General features: G+C 71.6%; 12 protein-coding genes and 1 pseudogene. 6 read left to right on the top strand and 7 right to left on the bottom strand.

The genetic code is table 11. The annotated features are described in order from the left end of the window. Positions 1-427 precede the first annotated feature (427 nt). The gene (locus ACRWK7_RS09715) at positions 428-1,213 is read left to right on the top strand and encodes a transporter (protein WP_431856008.1); all 786 of its coding nucleotides are present in this window, start codon (positions 428-430) and stop codon (positions 1,211-1,213) included. 58 nt (positions 1,214-1,271) lie between these two features. Here the strand turns inward: ACRWK7_RS09715 and ACRWK7_RS09720 are convergent, their stop codons facing one another. Together ACRWK7_RS09720 and ACRWK7_RS09725 are read right to left on the bottom strand one after the other, a co-directional pair. Continuing rightward, the gene (locus ACRWK7_RS09720; RefSeq protein WP_431856009.1) at positions 1,272-3,068 is read right to left on the bottom strand and encodes a hypothetical protein; all 1,797 of its coding nucleotides are present in this window, start codon (positions 3,066-3,068) and stop codon (positions 1,272-1,274) included. 160 nt (positions 3,069-3,228) lie between these two features. After that, a complete protein-coding gene (locus tag ACRWK7_RS09725; protein ID WP_431856010.1) occupies positions 3,229-4,887 on the bottom strand; it encodes a PAS domain S-box protein in 1,659 nt (552 codons plus the stop codon). 195 nt (positions 4,888-5,082) lie between these two features. Between ACRWK7_RS09725 and ACRWK7_RS09730 the strand changes: the two genes are divergently transcribed. The 4 genes from ACRWK7_RS09730 (at position 5,083) to ACRWK7_RS09745 (ending at position 13,637) form a co-directional block, all read left to right on the top strand. After that, the gene (locus ACRWK7_RS09730; RefSeq protein WP_431856011.1) at positions 5,083-5,538 is read left to right on the top strand and encodes a hypothetical protein; all 456 of its coding nucleotides are present in this window, start codon (positions 5,083-5,085) and stop codon (positions 5,536-5,538) included. 464 nt (positions 5,539-6,002) lie between these two features. Then, the gene (locus ACRWK7_RS09735) at positions 6,003-11,216 is read left to right on the top strand and encodes an alpha-2-macroglobulin family protein (protein WP_431856012.1); all 5,214 of its coding nucleotides are present in this window, start codon (positions 6,003-6,005) and stop codon (positions 11,214-11,216) included. 146 nt (positions 11,217-11,362) lie between these two features. Further along, entirely contained in the window at positions 11,363-13,372 is a 2,010-nt protein-coding gene (gene pbpC / locus ACRWK7_RS09740) for a penicillin-binding protein 1C (RefSeq protein ID WP_431856021.1), read from the top strand. A 76-nt stretch (positions 13,373-13,448) separates the two neighbouring features. Next, positions 13,449-13,637, top strand: coding sequence for a hypothetical protein (locus tag ACRWK7_RS09745; RefSeq protein WP_431856013.1), 189 nt, complete (start codon positions 13,449-13,451; stop codon positions 13,635-13,637). Positions 13,638-13,643: 6 nt separating this feature from the next. Here the strand turns inward: ACRWK7_RS09745 and ACRWK7_RS09750 are convergent, their stop codons facing one another. Next, on the bottom strand, positions 13,644-14,294 hold the full coding sequence (locus ACRWK7_RS09750; RefSeq protein WP_431856014.1) for a YcbK family protein: 651 nt from the start codon (positions 14,292-14,294) through the stop codon (positions 13,644-13,646). 244 nt (positions 14,295-14,538) lie between these two features. Here ACRWK7_RS09750 and ACRWK7_RS09755 point away from each other — a divergent pair, with 244 nt between their 5' ends. Beyond that, entirely contained in the window at positions 14,539-16,437 is a 1,899-nt protein-coding gene (locus ACRWK7_RS09755) for an MASE3 domain-containing protein (protein WP_431856015.1), read from the top strand. Here the strand turns inward: ACRWK7_RS09755 and ACRWK7_RS09760 are convergent, their stop codons facing one another. The 4 genes and pseudogenes from ACRWK7_RS09760 to ACRWK7_RS09775 all read right to left on the bottom strand — a co-directional run. Beyond that, the gene (locus tag ACRWK7_RS09760; RefSeq protein WP_431856016.1) at positions 16,438-17,523 is read right to left on the bottom strand and encodes a LacI family DNA-binding transcriptional regulator; all 1,086 of its coding nucleotides are present in this window, start codon (positions 17,521-17,523) and stop codon (positions 16,438-16,440) included. 292 nt (positions 17,524-17,815) lie between these two features. Beyond that, positions 17,816-19,144, bottom strand: a complete 1,329-nt coding sequence (gene gudD / locus ACRWK7_RS09765; protein ID WP_431856017.1) for a glucarate dehydratase — start codon at positions 19,142-19,144, stop codon at positions 17,816-17,818. Positions 19,145-19,192: 48 nt separating this feature from the next. Continuing rightward, positions 19,193-20,269, bottom strand: coding sequence for a mannonate dehydratase (locus tag ACRWK7_RS09770; RefSeq protein WP_431856018.1), 1,077 nt, complete (start codon positions 20,267-20,269; stop codon positions 19,193-19,195). Positions 20,270-20,286: 17 nt separating this feature from the next. Next, positions 20,287-20,573, bottom strand: a pseudogene (locus ACRWK7_RS09775) (MFS transporter); the annotation flags it as partial.

Below are 20,573 nucleotides of genomic sequence, written 5' to 3' on the forward strand. Positions count from 1 at the left end.
GCATCTTCGGAACCTCTTTTGCCGTCGTCCCCGCGAAGGCGGGAATGACGATTTGGGAACGTGAACGAATGCCGAAAGCAATGTCCACGCAATCAATCCAACCCCATTACCCTTAAGTATCATCCATACGAAAGTAGCAGCATCGCAAGTCAATTTCGCCGCTGCGCACAACACACAGCGACTCGGACCACATCATTCATTATCAACGACAAGAACGCGGCAATTCTTTCCGAAATATCGCCAGTGCGAACAGCCACAGCGTCGGATAGTTCTATGGTCGCCCAGACTCTTTTCTTGCGTAGTGCGCCCGGCGCCGACGCGCGCCGAGCGGTGGCCGGGACACAACCGGCATCCGATGGGAAAAAACGCATCACGAGAAAGGGCGCGGACTATGCTGACATTCTTCGGTTCCAGCGTGCGAAGCACCATGACGGCGGCCGTCGCCGCGGTGGCGTTCTGCACGGCACCGGCACTGGCCGGATCGGTCACCCAGCCGGGCGAAACCATCGGCCTCGCGGCCGGAGCCCCGCTGCCGGAGGGCTTCTACTTCGTCGATACCTTCGACTGGGGTGTGCGCGAGGGCCGCGGCTCCAGCCCCGACGTGACGCTGGGCGTCAACATTCCGGTGCTCGCCTGGTCGACGCCGGCCAAGATCGCCGGCGGCCGGCTCCAACTCCTGGCCGCGGTGCCGGAACTCGAGGTCGGCGTCAACAGCACCCACTACAAATCCGGCATGTACAACCCGTTCTTCGCCGCCCAACTGGCGTGGGACCTGGGCGGCGGGCTGGGCATCAGCTACCTGCTGGGCGTCTACACGCCGGTGGGCAACGGTCTGGGATTCGACACCACCGACATCAATCAGCGCGTCGGCATCAGCTACACCGCCGACGGCTGGAACCTGACGGGCAACGTCATCTACGGGATCAACACCCGCAAGGCGACCCGCACGCTGAACCCCGACTTCCTGAACATCGACCTGACCGCCACCAAGAGCTTCGGCAAGTGGCAGCTCGGCCCGGTGGCCTTCGCCTCGTTCGACACCAGCAAGCCCACCCCGACCTACAAGAAGCAGGAGCAGGTCGCGCTCGGCGCGCTGGTCGGCTACAGCTTCTCCGACCTCATCCTGCAAGGCTACCTGACCCGCACGGTGTCGGAGAGCAATTACGGCGGCTACGACACCCGCGCCTGGGGCCGCATCATCCTGCCGTTCTGACGCACCCCTCCTGGCAGCTCCGAGCGACTGCGCGCCTCCGTCCGGGGGCGCGCCTTTTTCAGTTCCCCGGCAGCTTCGCCACCCGGTCGGCCTGCACCCGCCAGCCGCGCAACGCGAGGTTGGTGGAATCCTGGTCGGGCCGCTTGTAGGCGCCGAAGCGGCGGTCGTGGATCTGCGCCTGGGCGTCGGCCCAAACCGCCGACCAGTCGATGGTGCCGCTGGTCAGCAGCCGCTCCTCGATGATGCGCAGCAGCGCCTGGTTGACGGTGGAAATGCCCATGTTCTGGGTCGCCAGGACCTGGGCGTCCGGCGCCTGCTCCAGCGTCGCGCCCAGCCGCACATGGCCGCCGCACGAGCCCCAGAACACCAGCGCGGTCGCCGCGGCGATCTCCGTCATGGTGCCGTCCTCGTGGTAGCTGTGGCCGCGGTGGACGACGATGGTCGGCGACACCCCGTGCTGCTCCAGCCACGCGCGCAGCGCGGCGCGGCCGGCCTCGCCCGATCCCGGAACGTCGGCGATGATGACGATGCGCCGGCCGCGCCGCTCCGGGCTGGCGGCGGTGATGAAGCCGCCGTGGTTGTTGATCGCCCAGCCGAGCGCGCGGCGCTGCTGCACGAAGGCGCGGAACGAGGCGCGGCCGTCGCGGTCGTCGTAGAAGGTCATGCGCTGCCAGTTGACGCCGCGCTGGAACAGCCGCTCCTCCGACAGCGCCGGCGGTGGCGGCAGACGGTACAGCTCGCCGAAGCGCTCGGCCTGGAACGCCGGGCTGGCCGGGCGGCCGGACAGCCGCAGCGCGTGCAGCCCGCCGGCAAGGCCGGCCACCGCCTTGGCCTGCGGGTCCTGGGTGGTGCGGTGGAAGGCCGCCACCTCGTCCTCCAGCGCCATGCGGGCGGGGACCAGACGGATGGTCATGGCGTCGGCCAGCGCCCCGGCGACGATGGGCGGGGCCACCCCGTGGCCGGGCGCCAGCAGCGCCGCGACGCTCACCCGCGCCAACTCGCGCACGTCGCCGGCGGTCGCGTCGAACAGGTCGCGCGCCCGGCCGCTGGACACCACGGCGACGAAGAACTTGGCCCACAGCGCGCGGGTGCCGGGCGCCCTGGCAAGGTCGAGGAAATTGCGCTTCTCCTGCTTCAGCTGGAGGCGCAGCACGTTGACCAGCCCGTCCAGCGACGAGGTGTAGAGCTGCGGCCCGGCGTGGGCGATCAGCTCGAACAGGGAGTCGGCCGGCAGCGCCAGGGCGACGCGGAAGCGGTCGGCGGGGTGGTCCTCCGACATGTCGTCGAGCAGGATGCCGATCTGGCTGGACACCGCCACCGGATCCTGGCGGAACGCCGCCGCCAGCAGCTTGGCCGCCCGCCCCTCCAGCGCGCGCACGGCGGCCGGCTGCAGGCGCCGGCGCAGCTCGTGCCGCGTCTGGTAGAAGGGCAGCCCGTTGTCGAGCGCGCGCTCCAGCAACGCCGCATCGAACGCCGCCTCGACGATCGCCGCCCCGCCGGGGCGGACCGACAGCCGCTCGACGGCGCCGACCGCGTCGTAGGGCGCGGCACGGGCGGCGGCGAGCAGCGCCTCGTTGGCCGCGGCGCCGGGGAACAGGTCGGAGCAGCGCAATACGTCCGCCGGCCGCTCGCGGGCCAGCCGCGCCACCGCCTCGTCGCCGCCCGCCGCGGCGTCGAGCACGGCTTGGCCTGGCGGCTCCTCATCGACGCAGCTGGGCGGCGCGTTCGGGTTGGGCGCCGTCTTGGGGCGCTGCCACAGCGTCTGCAACGGGTCGCCGGCCGGGGAATGCGGCACGCGGGCGCCGGCGGTCCCGGGCAAGGCGGCCAGAACCGCCACCGCCAGGCAGCCGGCCATCCGGAACCGACGCCGTGCCGCCCTGGAGGACGCGGACGCTGCCGTTCGAACCGGACTGGGAACCATACGCGCGGGCCTTCGCCTCAAATGCCGTCATCGGCAATCTAGCATCCCCGAAAGTGGTATCCAAATCTTATGAGCCTGCTATGACCACGGCTCCTCACTCCGCCGCGCGCAGCATTTCGCCGACCGTCGCGCGCAGCTCATGCGCGGCCACCGGCTTGTGCAGGAGGGAGAAGCCGCCCTCGCGGACCTCGATCAGGCGCTCGGGCGCGGTGTCGCCGGTGATGACGGTGGCCGGTACCGCGGCGTTGAGGCGGTCATGGATGGCGCGGATGGCGTCCAACCCGGTCTCGCCGCCGCGCAGCCGGTAGTCGGCCAGAATGGCGTGCGGCCACGCGCCGCTCTCGACGTGGCGGACCGCCTCCTCCACCGAGCCGGCGGCCAGCACGCGGTAGCCCCAGCCCTCCAACATCGCCTGCAGGCCCAGGCGCACCAGCACTTCGTCGTCGATCACCAGGATCAGGCCGTCGCGGGTGCGCGCCTGCTCCGCCTTCGCCGGTCCGGCGTCGGCGGCCGGGGTGACGACCGGCATTTCGATCGCGAACACAGAGCCCTTCCCCGGCACCGAGCGGACCGTCACCTCGTGCCCGAGCAGCCGGGCCAGCCGCCGCACCACGGCGAGGCCGAGGCCCAGGCCCTTGGTGCGATCGCGCTCGACGTTGCCGACCTGGACGAACTCCTCGAAGATCTCCGCCTGCTTGTCGGGTTCGACGCCGACGCCGGTGTCCCAGACCTCGACGCGCAGCCGGTCGCCGCGGCGCCGGCAGCCGAGCAGCACCCCGCCCCGGTCGGTGTAGCGCAACGCGTTCTCGACCAAATTGCGCAGGATACGCTCCAGCAGCACCGGGTCGCTGCGCACCATCGTCCGGGTGCAGGCGACGCGCAGGCGCAGCCGCTTGGCGCCGGCCTGCGGCAGGTACTCCGCGGCGAGGCGCTCGAAGACCTCCGTCAGCGGCACGTCCTCCGGGTGCGCGACGATCAGCCCGGCGTCCAGCCGCGAGACATCCAGCAGGCTGTCGAGCAGCATGTGCAGGCTGCCGAGCGCCTGCCCCATGGACTCCACCAGCGGCTGCGCCGCATGCCCGGCAAGGCGTTCGACCAGCGTCGCCTGGAACAGCACCAGCGCCTGCACCGGCTGGCGCAGGTCGTGGCTGGCGGCGGCGAGGAACTTGGACTTGGCGAGGTTGGCGCGGTCGGCCTCGGCCTTCGAGGTGCGCAGCGCATCCTCGGCCCGGCGGCGCTCGGAGACGTCGCGCATGATCCCGGTGTAGTAACGGCGCCCGCCGGCGCGCCATTCCGCCACCGCCAGCTCGGCCGGAAAGGTCGAGCCGTCCTGGCGCCGGCCGGTGATCTCGCGGCCGATGCCGATGATCTTCCGCACCCCGGTGCGGCGGTAGTTGCTCAGGTAGCCGTCGTGCTCCGACGCGTAGGGTTCAGGCATCAGCATCCGCACATTCCGCCCGATCACCGCCTCGGACGCGTAGCCGAACAGCCGCTCCGCCGCCGGGTTGAAGGCGTGGACGACGCCGTCGCCGTCGATGACCACCATCGCGTCCACCGCGGTCTCGACGATGGCGCGGTAGCGGCTCTCGCTTTCCTGAAGCGCCACGGCGCGTTGCCCGATGAGGTCAGCGGCGTCGCGGATGGCGTCGCCCACCGTGTCCAGTTCGATGACGCCGGCAGGCTGAGGGGGGATCGGCTCCCCGGTGCCCATGGCTTTCGCGGCGTCGGCAAGCAGAACGACCAAGCGAGTCAAGCGCCGCCCCAACACGAAGGCCCCCCCCACCCCCAGTAGGAAGAGCGCAAGTCCACCGCTCGCGAAATAAAGCAGCGTCTGGCGTGCAGGGGCAGCGACCATGGCTTCGGGAACCGTGACGCCAACAATCCAGCCGGAGACCTCCGACCGCCCGAATGCCTGCAGCGTTGGATTCCCCTCCAGGTCGTTGGCGCGATGAATACCCTCGGGTGCTTCCCGAATGCGCTCCCATACATCAGTTGGCAGACGGGTGCCGACGAATGTGTCGGCGCGCCGGGACCGCGCGATCATTATCCCTTCGCCATCGACCACGCCCGCCACCCACTCGGGAGGCTGGCGGTCGGCCGCGATGAGGGCTTGCAGGCGTTCCTGCTCAATCGTGAGGCTCAAGAGATGACGCACTTCCCCGTCGCGCAGCAGCGGGACCACCACGATGAGCAGCGGCGCCCGCGCCACGGCGCCGGTCAGCAGCCCGGACACCTGCGGCTTGCGCGTTTCAACCGCCTGCCGGTCGACATCGAACACCGGGTTGCGGGGAAGCGCCGTTCCCCACGGCACACGCGTGTTCATCAACTGCTGACCCGAGCGGTCGCGTACGAGGACATTAGTGTTGAGCCGGTCACGTACGCGTCTGGCCCGGCCATAGAATGACGCAAAATCGTCATTGGCCAGACTGTCGTCGGTTGCAAGGACCTCGGCAGCAGCAATAACTCGCGCCACCTCACGGTCAACATCCTCCGCCAGAAGGCTGGCTCGGTTTCGAACCAACCTTTCCGTCTGCTCCGCGTCGGCGCTTACATTACGCAACAAAAGAGCGGAGGAGAAAAACAATAAAGGCAAGACACAGGCGGTGACCAAAAACATAAGCCAAGACCGCACCCTAACGGAGCGTGCGAGCAGTCTTCCTTCTTCCGGTCGTAAGGACATATTTGTCATTTATAATATGAACGCTATCTAATGATATGGCTGCGCCATCCCCGCACTTTCATGGATTGTAGTGTTGCGGCAGATTGGCCTGAGCGTCAATGCGCACGAGCGGCCCCGCTCCGGTATCCTCTCGTTGCCCTGCGCGGGACCTGCTAAGCTCGTGCCCCGCACCTTGGGGAGGGCGCTTCATGGCTCGTGTGTTCGCGTCGATCGGGCTGTTCCTGCTCGTTCTGGTCTCAACCACGGGCGCCTGGGCGCGCTTCGACCCGCCGGGGCTGGCCACCGACGCCAACGCCTATGCGTCGGAGCTGCGGCTGAAGGCGCCGCCGCAGGTCAGCCCACAGCAGCGCGACAAGGCGCAGCGGGACGCCCGCGAGGCGCTGGCCAAGCGCGACTGGCCCAAGGTGGTGGCCGCCTTCGAGGCGGCGGTGGCGCTGGGGGTGGACGGCCCCGCCAGCTGGCTGGCGCTGTCGGAGGCCTGGCTGTCGCTGCCCAAGCCGAACCGCGACCGGGCCCTGCACGCCGCCTACACCGCCTACGACAGCGCGACCACCCCGGCCGAGCAGGCGACGGCGCTGTGGCGCTTGGTCACCCTCCTGGACGAGGTTTTCAACCAGCCGGAGTCGGCGCTGCTGGCGGCGCGCGAGATCACGGTGGCGGTCAAGGACGCCGAGCCGCCGGTCGACCTGGACGCCCGCGCGCCGGGGCTGGACGCCCGGATCACCGCGCTGCGGCAGAAGGTCGGGCTGTCGGTGCGCTCGGTGCGCGTCGAATCGGACCAGACGGTGCCGCGCGCCTGCGTGCGCTTCTCCGACACGCTCAGCACGCAGAAGGGCATTCGCTTCGGCGACTTCGTGGCGCTGGAGCCGGCGGTGCCGCAGGCCCCCGTCGATGCGCGCGGCGACACGCTGTGCGTCGGCGGCCTCGCGCACGGCGGCGCCTATGCCGTCACGCTGCGCCAGGGCCTGCCGGGCACCGACGGGGTGGCGCTGAAGGCCGATTCCGTGCAGCGCTTCCGCGTCTTCGACCGCAAGCCCACCGCCGCCTTCCGCGGCAACGCCTTCATCCTGCCGCGCGTCGGCGGCGAGGGCATCCCGCTGGTCACCGTCAACCTGCCGGCGGTGGCGCTGAAGGTGCTGCGCGTCAACGACCGCACCCTCGCCGCCCGCATCCGCAGCCAGAGCCTGCTGGACTCGCTCGGGTCCTACCAGACCGAGGACCTCGCCGACAACGACGGCGAGCTGGTGTGGAAGGGCCGCATGGACGTGGCCGGCGAGCGCAACCGCGAGACCACCACCGCGGTTCCCTTCCGCGAGCTGGTGCCCTCCCCCCGCCCCGGCCTGTACGCCGTGGTGGCGGAGCCGGTGGACATCCCGCGCCACGAGCTTCCCTACCCGCTCGCCACCCAATGGGTGCTGGTGACCGACGTTGCGCTGACCAGCTTCCAGGGGGCGGACGGCATCACCGTGTTCGCCCGCTCGCTGTCCACCGCGCAGCCGATGCCGGGCGTGGAGGTGGCGCTGGTCGCCCGCAACAACGCCGAGCTGGCCCGCGTCACCACCGATTCCATCGGGCGTGCCCGCTTCGCGCCCGGCCTCGCCCGCGGCACCGGCGGCAACGCGCCGCTCGCGGCGATGGCCTACGCCGGGGCGGACTACGCCATGCTCGACCTCACCACCGCGGCCTTCGACCTGTCCGACCGCGGCGTCGGCGGCCGGACGCCGCCGGGGCCGATGGACGCCTTCGTCTACACCGACCGCGGCGTCTACCGGCAGGGGGAGACGGTCAACCTCGGCGTCCTGCTGCGCGACGACAAGACCGAGGCGGTGGCGGACTTCCCCCTCACCGTCAAGGTGCTGCGCCCGAGCGGCACCGAGTACTGGTCCGGCCCGGCGCCGGCCGGCCCGCAGGGCGGCTTCTTCCTTCCGGTCACGCTGTCGCGCACCGCGCCGCTGGGCGGCTGGACGGTCGAGGCCTACACCGACCCCAAGGGCAAGCCGGTCGGCCACGCCACCTTCCAGGTCGACGACTTCGTGCCGGAGCGGCTCGCCGTCGACCTGACGCCGCCGGCCCCCTTCCTCGACCCGGCCAAGCCGTACGAGCTGCTGGTCAAGGGCCGCTTCCTGTACGGCCCGCCGGCCGCCGGCCTGCCCGGCACGGCCGAGGTGTCGGTGCAGCCCGACCCGGCGCCCTACCCGCAGCACAAGGGCTTCCGCTTCGGCCTCGTCACCGAGACGGTGAACGCCAAGCTGGAGCCGCTGAAGATCCCGGACACCGACGCCAAGGGCGAGGCCCGCGTCGACGTCAAGCTGCCGGCGCTGCCGGACACCACGCGCCCGCTGCGCGCCGAGGTGCGGATCACCCTGTCCGAGCCCGGCGGCCGGCCGGCGCGCGCCAGCGTGTCGGTGCCGGTGCGCAGCAAGGCCTTCGCCATCGGCCTCCGGCCGCGCTTCGACGGGCGCCTGGGCGAGGGGCAGGAGGCCGCCTTCGACCTGATCGCCGTGGCCCCGGACGGCACCCCCATCGCCAAGCCCGGCCTGAGTTGGGAGCTGGTCGAGGAGCACACGACCTTCCAGTGGTACATGGCCAACGGCCGCTACACCTACCGCGCCACCACCCGCGACATCCCGCGCAAGTCCGGCACGCTGGGCGCCGCGGCCGACAAGCCGGCGGTGCTGACCCTCGGCCCGCAGCCGTTCAGCCGCTACCGCCTGGAGGTCAGCGACAAGGCGACCGGCGTCGCCAGCTCGGTCCGCTTCCTGTCGGGCTGGGAGATGGCGGCGGAATCCGCCGACACGCCCGACAAGCTGGAGCTGGTCGCCGACAAGCCCGCCTACCGCCCCGGCGAGACGGCGAAGCTGCGCCTGACCCCGCCGTTCGCCGGCGAGGTGCTGCTGACCGTCGCCACCGACCGTCTGTTCGACGCCCGCGCCATCAGCGTGCCGGCCGGCGGCACCACGGTGGAGGTGCCGGTCGACGCCGCCTGGGGTCCGGGCGCCTACGTCACCGCCACGCTGTACCGCCCGCCGCTCAAGGGCAAGGAGCGCCAGCCGGTGCGGGCGCTGGGCGTGGCGTGGCTGGGGATCGACCCGGCCACGCGGCGGCTCGACGTGGCGCTGCCGGCGCCGACGGTGGCGCGCCCGCGCGGCCCCGTCGCGGTGGACATCGCCGTCACCCCCGCGGCCGGCGACGCCGAGGAGGCGTACGTCACGCTCGCCGCGGTGGACGAGGGCATCCTGCGCCTGACCGACTTCCAGTCGCCCGACCCGGGCAAGCAGTTCTTCGGCAAGCGCCTGCTCGGCCTCGACATCCGCGACGACTACGGGCGGCTGATCGACGCGCTGGACGGCCCCTTCGGCAAGCTGCGCGAAGGCGGCGATTCCAGCGGAGCGGCGCTGCCGGTGGTGCCGTTCACCGTGGTCTCGCTGTTTCAGGGGCCGCTGAAGGTCGGAGCTGACGGCAAGGTGCGCGCCACGCTCGACATCCCCGACTTCAACGGCGAGCTGCGGCTGATGGCGGTGGCCTGGTCGAAGGGCCGCGTCGGCTCGGCGTCGGGCAAGCTCACCGTGCGCGACCCGCTGGTGGCGGAGGCGGTGATGCCGCGCTTCCTGGCGCCCGGCGACGACAGCCGGCTGACGCTGTCGCTGCACAATGTCGACGGCGCCGCCGGCACCTTCAAGGTCTCGGTGACCGGCCGCGACGCGGTGGCGGTGGAGAACGGCACCCTCACCGTCGACCTTCAGGCCGGCGAGCGGCGCGCCATCCCCCTGCCTTTCAAGGGCACCGCCCCCGGCATCGGCCGGGTCGAGCTGGCGGTGAGCGGGCCGGACGGGGCGTCGGTGACGCGCTCCTACGGCATCACGGTGCGGCCGTCGCGCCCGGTGGAGACGCAGTTCCTCACCCGCGAGCTGCCGCCGGGGGCCAAGGTGACGCTGGCGGCGTCCGACCTCGCCGCCTACGTGCCCGGCACGGCGACACTCGCCGCCAGCTTCGGCACCGCACCGCCGTTCGACGTGGCGGGGACGCTGAAGGCGCTCGACCGCTACCCGTTCGGCTGCCTGGAGCAGACCATCAGCCGGGCGCTGCCCCTGCTGTTCGTCCGCGACCTGGAGGCGGCCATCGGCAGCGCGCCGAAGCCGGACGAGACGGCGGAGGCGCGCGTCGCCACCGCGATCGCCCGCACGCTGGACAAGCAGCGCTACGACGGCGCCTTCGGCCTGTGGAGCGCGCGCGACGAAGCCGAGCCGTGGATGACCGCCTACGCGGTCGAGTTCCTGGCCCGCGCCAAGGCCAAGGGGCACACCGTGCCGGAGAAGCCGCTGACCGACGCGCTGGCGTGGCTGCGCCAGCACGCCATCGACGGCGGCCGCGGCAACGCGCAGCTGGCCAGCCGCGCCTACGCGCTGCACGTGCTGGCCCTGGCCGGGGTGCTGACGCCGGGGCCGGCGCGCTACTTCCACGACGCGTTCCTCGATCAGTTGCCGACGCCGCTGGCCAAGGGGCAGCTCGGCGCCGCGCTGGCGCGGCTGGGCGACCGCGAGCGGGCGGAGAGCGCCTTCTCGGCCGCGGTCGGCCGCTTGGCGCGCGAGCCCTGGCACGAGGACTACGGGTCCACCGTGCGCGACGCGGCGGCACTGGTCACCCTGCTGGGCGAGGCCGGCATGACCGGCAAGCGCCTGCCGGCGCTGGTCGACCGCCTGCCGGCTTCCGCCACCGAGGCCAAGCTGACCAGCACGCAGGAGAAGGCGTGGATCGTGCTCGCCGCCGAGACGCTGAGCCACGGCGGCACGCCGCTGGACCTGGCGGTCACCGGCGGGCCCAAGCCGACGCGCGATCCCTTCAACCTGCTGCCCGACGCCGCCCAGCTCGGCCGCGGGATCGAGGTGTCGAACGCCGGCAAGGCGGCGGTGTGGCAGGCGGTGTCGGTGTCCGGCATCCCGACGCAGCCGTCGCCGGCCGCACGCGAGGGGCTGCGCATCAAGCGCAACTTCCTCACCCGCGCCGGCCAGCCGCTGAACCTCGACCAGATCAAGCAGAACGACGTGTTCGTCGTGCTGCTGGAGGGCGAGGCCAGCACCAAGCTGTTCCACCAGGCGGTGGTCACCCACCCGCTGCCGGCGGGCTGGGAGATCGAGAACCCGCGCCTCGGCGCCGCCGGCACCAACGACATGCCGTGGCTGACCGACCTCACCCACACCCGCACGACCGAGGCGCGCGACGACCGCTACGTCGCCGCCATGGACCTGACGGAGGACGAGCCGAAGTTCAAGCTGGCCTATCTGGTGCGGGCGGTGACGCCGGGAAGCTATGAGCTGCCGGGCGCGGTGGTGGAGGACATGTACAAGCCCCGCTTCTTCGCCCGCCAGGGCGTCGGGCGGATCACCGTGCATGCGGCGGAGTGATGGGGGAGCGAGGGGGCGATAAGCTCCCTCTCCCCCCCGGGGAGAGGGGTGGGGTGAGGGGGTCTTGCGACTCCCGGACCTCACGCCATGCAAGACCCCCTCACCCGGCCCTGCGCGCCACCCTCTCCCCAGGGGGGAGAGGGATTCTGGCGCTTCTTGCCTTAGTCGCCCTCCTCCTCGCCCTCGACCGCCTCTTCCCCCCGGATCTCTCCCGCCTCGGCGACCTGTCGGTCACCGTCACCGACAGCCGCGACACCCCCTTGCGCGCCTTCACCAACACCGCCGGGGCGTGGCGCTTCCCCACCACGCCCGACGACGTGGCGCCGCTGTTCACCGACCTGCTGCTCGCCTACGAGGACCGCCGATTCCGCGACCACCCCGGCGTCGACCCGCTCGCCGTGCTGCGGGCCGTCGGGCAGAACCTCGCGGCCGGCCGCGTGGTGTCCGGCGCGTCGACGCTGACCATGCAGGTCGCCCGCCTGCTGGAACCCCGCCCCCGCACGCTGACCGCCAAGCTGGTCGAGGCCGCCCGCGCCGCGCAGCTGGAGTGGCGCTACTCGAAGCGCGAGATCCTCGGCATGTATCTGACGCTCGCCCCCTACGGCGGCAACGTCGAGGGCATCCGGGCCGCGTCGCTCACCCTGTTCGGCAAGGGCCCGGCCGAGTTGAGCGCGGCGGAGGCGGCGCTGCTGGTCGCCCTGCCTCAGTCCCCCACCCGCCTGCGCCCCGACCGCGCCGCCGGCCAGGCCCGCGCCGCGCGCGACAAGGTGCTGGACCGCGCCGCCGAGGCCGGCGTCCTCACCGCGCGCGCCGCCGCCGAGGCGAAGGCCGAGCCGGTGCCCGACCGGCGCCTGCCCCTGCCGGTGCTCGCCGCACATCTCGCCGACAGCCTCCGGGGCCGCCATCCCGGCCGGACCACGCTTCCCACCACCCTCGACGGCCGGCTCCAGGCCGCCGTCGAGGACCTCGCCCGCCGCACCCTGCCCGACCTGCACGAGCGCGCCGGGCTGGCGATCCTGGTGGTCGAGAACAGCCGCAGGACCGTGCTCGCCTACCTGGGATCTCCCGATTATTTCGATGAGCGCCGCGAAGGCCGGGTCGATATGGTGCGCGCGGTGCGCTCGCCCGGCTCGGCGCTGAAACCGTTCATCTACGGCCTGGGCTTCGACGACGGGCTGATCCACCCGGCGACGCTGGTCGCCGACGTGTCGACCCGCTTCGGCGACTACGCGCCGCGCAACTTCGACCGCGGCTTCACCGGCGAGCTGACGATCCGCGACGCGCTGCAACGGTCGCTGAACGTGCCGGCGGTGCTGGTGCTCGACAAGGTCGGGCCGGTGCGCTTCGCCGATGCGCTGAAGCGCGCCGGCGCCCGGCTGGTGATGCCGGCCGGCGCAACGGCGCCGGGCCTGCCGGTGGCGCTCGGCGGCGCGTCCATCAGCCTGTGGGACATGGCGGCGCTCTACACCGCGCTGGCCCGCGACGGGCAGGCGGCGCCGCTGCGCGTCGAGCGCGGCGGGGCGGAAGGGCCGCCGGTGCCGCTGCTCGCCGCCGCCTCGGCCCGACAGGTGCTCGACATCCTGGAGGGCGCGCCGCCGCCGCCCGGCGCCGTGCAGGCGCAGGAGGTGCGCCGCTCGGCGCCGGTGGCGCTGAAGACCGGCACCAGCTACGGCTTCCGCGACGCCTGGGCCTTCGGGGTGACCGGGCGCTTCACCGTGGGCGTCTGGGTCGGCCGGCCGGACGGCACGCCCAGCCCCGACCGCTTCGGCCGCAACACCGCGGCGCCGCTGCTGCTGCGCGTGTTCGACCTGCTGCCGGAGGAACCAGCGCCCGGCCCGCGCGTCGCCGAGGCGCCGCCCGACCTGCTGCGGCGCGTCGCCGCCAGCGCGCCGGAGGCGGTGGAACGGCCGCGCCTCGTGTTCCCGACCGAGGCCATGGTGGTTGAGGCCGGCGCGGCCTCCGGAACGCCGGAAACGCTGACCCTGCTGGCCTCCGGCGGGCGGCGTCCGCTGTCGTGGATGGTGGACGGCCGGCGCGTCGCCGTGTCGGCGGTGCGCCGCGACGCCGTCTGGCAACCGGAGGGACCGGGGTTCGCGCGCATCACCGTGATCGACGCCGACGGGCGCAGCGACAGCGCCACGGTCGAGGTGCGCTGAGATCACAGCGTTTGGGGCTTGTTTCCGCACCGCGGCATGGCCATCATCCGGGGCCCACGCAACACGGGATGCCTTGATGTTCACGGTTACCGAAGAAGAAGCGGCGGCGATCCGGAAAGCCTACCTGGAAGGCGGCGAGCTGGTCGCGGTGGCGGAGCTGCGCCGGCGGTTCCCCAGCTTCAACGGAAATCCGCGGGCGCTCGACGCGGTGCGCGCCATCGCCGGCTGGCGCCCGGCGGAACGGGAGCATTCCCGGAAGAACTAGGAAAAACTAATTCCGCCCCAACGCCTGGCGCTTGGCGATCTGGCGGTGCAGGCGCATGCGGTCGGCGACGGTGCGCAGCCGGCCGCTGGTGCCCTTGGCGAACAGGCCCTCCAGCCCGCGGCCGAACATCTCCCAGCTGCGCACCGGCCCGGAATCGATGTGCAGGAAGGAGGAACGCGGGTACCACCCCACCCCGCCGCGCTTCAGCTGCAGCGCCGTGCGGTGCGCGTCCGGCAGGCGCGCCGGGAAGGTGATGTCGAGCGCGCGCCCCAGCAGGTGCTGGCTGTGCTCGGCCACGCCGAGGCCCTTAGATGCCAGCAGCGCGTTGGTCTCCGGCGTCCGGAAGGCGGAGAGCACGGTGGCCCGGCCCTGCCCGATCGCCTCCATGATGTCGGCCAGGAAGTCCAGCGTGCCGACGTCCACCGGGCCCGCCTTGTTGGCCCGGTGGTCGCGCAGCACGTTGGCGAGGTCCGTCATGGCGTCGGGCAACGGCCCCGCCGCGTCGCGGTAGGGTCCGTTGAAGACGTCGCCCGTATGCTCGTTCTTGAGGTGCAGCCGCCGCGCCGTGGAGGTCTGCGCCAGCGCGCCGTTGCACAGCAGCACCAGCGCGCCGCAGCCGGCCAGCAGCTCGCGGCGTTTCAGGGGAATCGAGGACATGGCGCAGGCGACATCGAACGTTGACCTGGGGCTGTGTGGCGCGCGCGCTCGCGGCGGCGGTGCAGCAAACATAGTGGATCGATGGCGGCGCGACGAGGGGCGGCGTGCGCGTGTCACGCGACAAGCACAATCGGCGTCACCTTCCGCGATGGCTGCCGTGCAGCCCTTCCCTTGCTGGAGGATGCGTGGATGAGCGTATGCTGATGTGAATAGGCTCTGGTCTTCCGGGACTGGAGGAGACGCCATGGACACCCGCCCAGCCACCCCCGAAGGCACCGCCCGACCGGCCCCCGCACCGCTGCGGGTGCCGGTCTCCACGCTGCTGGCGCTGGGTGGTGGCGCGGCGCTCGTCGCCGCCTATCTGGTCAGCCGCACCAACTACCTCGTGTTCCACGCGGTCCTGGAATCGTTCCGGGCGGTCACCGCGCTGTGCGTGTTCGTCATCGCCTGGAACTCGCGAGGCTACCTGAAATCGGGAAACCTGTGGTTCCTGGGCGTCACCTACGCCTGCACGGGCGTGATGACCCTGCTGCACATGCTGGCCTACAAGGGCATGGGGGTGTTTCCCGCCGCCAACGCCGACCTGCCGACGCAGCTGTGGACCGCCAGCCGGCTCGTCGAGGCGACGGCGCTGTGCATCGCCGCCTTCACGCCCGACCGCCGCTTCCCCACGAGCATGACCGTCGTGGCGGTCGGCGGCGTGTCGGTCGCCCTGCTCGGCGCCATCGCGCTCGGCGTCTTCCCCGCCTGCTACGTCGAGGGCAGCGGCCTCACCCCCTTCAAGAGGGCGAGCGAGGCGGTGGCCATCGCGCTCTACGCCGTCGCCGCCGTCGGCATCCGGCGCCAGACCAACACGCGCACGCGGCGCCGCCGCCACCTCTTCCAACTGGCGGTCCTCGCCAACGCGTTGGGCAGCCTGTCCTTTTCGCTGTACTTTGATGTCTACGGCTTCCTCAACTTCGGCGGCCACGCGCTGGTCGCCGCCGCCGACGCGCTGGTCTTCGCGGCCTTCGTGCGCGTCGGCATCAAGCGCCCGCAGGAGATCGTCTTCTGGGCCATCGAGCGCGAGCGGCAGGTTCTGCGCAGCGAACTGGACCGCCAGAACCTCCAGCTGCTCTCCGCCGAGGCGGAGTTGGAGCAAGGGCACGCCGAGCTGGAGGGCACGCGGCAGGCGCTCGACACCATGCGGGCGCGCGAGGCCGCCATCCTCGGCGCCGTCGGCGAGGGCATCCTGTGCGTCGACCGCGCCGGGCGGGTGACCTTCGCCAACGACGCGGCCCGGTGCATGCTCGACGGCCTCGGACTCGCGGCCGGCCAGCCGCTGCCGCCGCGGATCGTGCTGGCCGAAGTCGCCTACGACCTGCCGCTGCCCGACATCGCCGCGCCGGACCGGGTGCTGGAGGTGTGCGTGCGCCCGTTCCTCACCGGCGACGACGCATCGGTGGTGGTGATGCGCGACGTGACGGCGCGGCGCGCGCTGGAGGCGGCGGCGTCGCAGCACGCCGAGGCGATGAAGCGCTCGCTGGTCGAGACCATCGCCGTGGTCGCCCAGATCATCAACATCCGCGATCCCTACACCGCCGGCCACCAGGAGCGCGTCGCCGACCTCAGCGTCGCCATCGCCCGCGAGATGGGACTGGGCGAGGAGGAGGTCACCGGCATCTACCTGGCCGGCGTGGTGCACGACATCGGCAAGATCTCCGTCCCGGCGGAACTGCTGAACCGGCCGGGCCGCCTCACGCCGCCGGAATACAACCTGCTGAAGACGCACGCCCGGGCCGGGTACGACATCCTGTGCAAGGCCAACCTGCCCTGGGCGGTGGCCGAGATCATCCTGCAGCACCACGAGAAGCTCGACGGATCGGGCTACCCGCAGGGTCTGGCCGGCGACGCGATCCGGCGCGAGGCGCGCATCCTGGCGGTCGCCGACATCATCGAGGCGATGGCCTCGCACCGCCCCTACCGCCCGGCGCTCGGCATCGACGCGGCGCTGGAGGAGGTCGGGCGCTGCGCCGGCGTCAGCCTCGACGCCGAGGTGGTCGCCGCCTGCCTGCGGCTGTTCCGCGACAGGGGCTACGCCCTGCCGCCGGTCGACTGGGGCGCCCCGTCCGTCACCGTCGCCCGCCTGACGCCGCCACGCTGATCAGGGATCCGTCGGCCGCGTGCTGTCGCGCACCACCAACTCGCACTCCAGCGCGAAGTGGCTCGGCGGGATCTTCGCACCGCCCAGGCGGGCGAGGATCTGCATGGCGGCCAGCCGGCCGATCTCGCGCTGCGGCGGTCGCACGGTGGTCAGCGGCGGCAGCGACACCCTGGAGAATCCCATGTCGCCGAAGCCGACCACCGCCAGATCCTCCGGGATGCGCAGGTTGCGCCGCCGCACCTCGAACATCGCGCCGAGCGCCAGGTAGTCGTTGGAGCACACCACCCCGTCGATGTCCGGGTGCGCGGCCAGCACCTCGTCGATCAGCCGGGTGCCGACCGGGGTGGAGGCGGCGTCCGGCGCGGTCACGGCGATGGGCGGGTGCAGGCCGCGGCGGCGCACCTCGTCCTCGTAGCCGTCGGTGCGGCTGCGCACGCGCAAATCGTGGTGCACGGCAGCACCGATGTAGGCGACCTTGCGGCTGCCCTGGTCGTAGAGATGCGCGGTCTGCCGCCGCCCGACCTCGAAATGCGAGAAGCCGACCGACAGGTCGACCGCCTCGTCCGGCGTCGACGGCATGTCCCACATCTCCACCACCGGCACGCCGGCACCGCGCAGCATGGCGCGGGCGCGCTCGGTGTGGTCGAAGCCGGTCAGCACCATGGCGGCCGGCGACCACGCCAGGAAGGCGCGGATCAGGTCCTCCTCGACCTCCGGATTGAATTCGGTGACGCCCAGCATGGTCTGGTAGCGCGAGCCCTGGAACAGGCTCTGCAGCGTGTTGTAGGTCTCGGCGTAGAAGGAGTTGAGGATCGACGGCAGGATCACCGCCACCGTCCGGCTCTGCGCCGCGGCGAGGCTGCCGGCCACAAGGTTGGGGACGTAACCCAGTTCGTCGATCACCCGGCGCACCTTTTCGGCGAGGTGCGGCGACACCGCCTCGGGCTTGCGGAAGTACAGCGACACGGTGCTGGCCGACACCCCCGCGGCGTCGGCCACGTCGGTCATGGTCACCCGTTGCGTCGCGCGGCGCGCCCGCTTGCGCGGAGCGGCGCGGCCGGCCTTGGCGGTGGGGGTGATGGTCATCGGGGGTTCCCTTCGTCGAACAGCCGGAGATGGTGCGACTTTGCCGCATTGCAACATAAGGAGCCCGGACCTCCACGGCACGATGCCGCATGGCACTCATGCCACGTTAGCGCTACCAAACGGCCGGACTGCGGCAGTATACAGACATCGGCCGACGCGTTGAACGCAGGTTCATACGCCGAGTGCGTTTCCTCCCAAGACTTCCAGGGCCGCCGGGCTTCCGGGCGGCCTTTTTCTTGTGCTCTTGCAAGCCCTCCCCCGCCTTCCGGCGGGGGAGGGTCAACCGCACCCCTCAGCGCACCAGGCAGGGGCGCTTGTTGTCGAAGGTCCAGCCCGGGATCAGGTACTGCATGGCGGCGGCGTCGTTGCGCGCGCCCAGGCCGTGCTCCTTGTACAGCTCGTGCGCCTTCTCCAGCTGCGCCATGTCGATCTCCACGCCCAGCCCCGGCTTCTGCGGCACCGCCACAAGACCGCCCTCGATCCGGAACGGCTCCTTGGTCAGGCGCTGGCCATCCTGCCAGATCCAGTGCGTGTCGATCGCCGTGATCCTGCCCGGCGCCGCCGCGGCCACGTGCGTGAACATGGCCAGCGAGATGTCGAAGTGGTTGTTCGAGTGCGAGCCCCAGGTCAGCCCCCATTCGTGGCACATCTGCGCCACCCGCACCGAGCCCTGCATCGTCCAGAAGTGCGGGTCGGCCAGCGGGATGTCCACCGAGTGCAGCTGGATCGCGTGGCCCATCTGCCGCCAGTCGGTGGCGATCATGTTGGTCGCGGTCGGCAGACCGGTCGCACGGCGGAACTCAGCCATCACCTCGCGGCCCGAATAGCCCTGCTCGGCCCCGCAGGGGTCCTCGGCGTAGGCCAGCACGTCGCCCTTGCCCTTGCACAGCCGGATCGCCTCCTCCAGCGACCATGCGCCGTTCGGGTCGAGCGTGATGCGGGCGTTCGGGAAGCGTTTGGCCAGCGCGGTGACCGCCTCGATCTCGTCCTCACCGGCCAGCACGCCGCCCTTCAGCTTGAAGTCGTTGAAGCCGTAGCGCGCGTGCGCCGCCTCGGCGAGGCGCACCACCGCCTCGGGCGTCAGGGCGACCTCGTGGCGCAGGCGGAACCAGTCGTCCTTGGCGTCCGGCTCGGAGCGGTAGGGCAGCGCGGTCTTGCGGCGATCGCCGACGTAGAACAGGTAGCCGAGCATCTCCACGGCATCGCGCTGCTGGCCCTCGCCGAGCAGGGCGGCGACCGGCACGCCGAGGAACTGGCCGAGCAGGTCGAGCAGCGCCGCCTCCAGCGCGGTCACCGCATGGATGGTGATGCGCAGGTCGAAGGTCTGAAGGCCGCGCCCGCCGGCGTCGCGGTCGGCGAACCGGCTACGCACGGTGTTGAGGATGTTGTTCCAGGCGCCGATCGGCTGGCCGACGACCAGGGCGCGGGCGTCCTCCAGCGTCTTGCGGATCGTCTCGCCGCCCGGGACCTCGCCGACGCCGGTGTTGCCGGCGCTGTCCTTGAGAAGCACCACGTTGCGGGTGAAGAACGGCGCGTGCGCGCCCGACAGGTTGAGCAGCATGTCGTCGTGGCCGGCGACCGGCACGACCAGCATCTCGATGACTTTGGGGGAGGACGTCATGGTGGGTCTCCAGGCCGCGAAGTGTCCCGCGGCCAATGTTGAAGGGGCTCAGGCGGCCTGCAGCAGGCCCTGGGTGTAGCCGAGGCAGAAGGAGAAGAAGCGCTCGCGGCCGGGGTCGACCTCGGACAGCGGCACGTGGTCGGGGCAGAGGATCCCGGTGTAGCCGACCTCACGGTACGCGCGGATGCACGCCGCCATGTCGACCGAGCCCTCGTCCGGCATCGCCTCGCGAAAGTCGAGGTAGCCGCCCTTGATGTTGCGGAAGTGGACCATGAAGATGCGCTTCTGCGGCCCGAAGGTGCGGATCGCCTCCAGCACCGTCTCGGTCGGGTTGGGCGACATCTCGGCGATGGTGCCCTGGCAGAAGTTGAAGCCGTGCGACGCGCTGCCCGGCGCCAGGGCGACGAAGCGGCGCAGCCCGTCCAGCGACCCAAGCACGTGGTGCACGCCGTTCAGCCCGCCCGGCGGGTATGCCGGGTCGTGCGGGTGGCAGGCGAGCTTGACGCCCGCCGCCTCGGCGGTCGGCAGGATGGATTCCACGAGGTACTCGATGGCGTTCCAGCCGTCGGCCTCGCTGATGCCGCCGGCCTCCGCCGCCGTCACCTGCCCGCAGGTCTCGGCCGTGCCCTTGGCAGCGACCGGCGAATGGCCCTTGCCGGAGCCGTCCTCCGGCAGCACCACGCCCCAGTAGGAGAAGCGGGCGTCGGCGTCCGGCTGGTACTCCGCCGCCTTGAAGGTGCTGCACTTCATGCCGCCGCGCCCCTCGACCATGCCGGTGCGGGTGATGCCGACCATGGCGACGGTGTACTTCACCATCGGCACCCCGCCCTCGGCGGCGGCGCGGATGTTGTGGCGCAGCTGCTCGGCCCGCGCCTCGGCCCTAGCGCGGTCGCGCAGGCTGTCGAGCAGGATGGACCCGACGTCGATCGCCATGCCGTCGAGGCTCATGCCGAAGCTCTCGATCCACTGGCGCTGCGCGGCGACCTTGCGGCCGTCCCACAGCCCGTCCTCGCCCATCACGTCGCGGTTGGGGCGGCTGTCGATGACGATGCCCTTGCAGCCGAGCTGCTGCGACAGCGTCAGGCGTTCCGCCGTCGGGTTGATGAGTTGTTCGCCGATGTACATGGGAGTTCTCCTGCCGCTCACTTCTTGAGCGTCATGCGCGTGATGTCGCCGACGATGAGGAGGTAGCTGACGGCGGCGACGAGGGCGTTGGCTCCGACGAAGAGCAGCGCGCCGTTGAAGGAGCCGGAGGTCTGGATGATGTAGCCGATGATGATCGGCGTGGTGATGGAGGAGATGTTGCCGCACATGTTGAAGACGCCGCCCGAGAGGCCGGTGATCTCCTTGGGCGCGCAGTCCGACATCACCGCCCAGCCGAGCGCGCCGATGCCCTTGCCGAAGAACGCCAGCGCCATGAAGCCGACCA

It is taken from the genome of Azospirillum sp. (genome assembly GCF_050789165.1).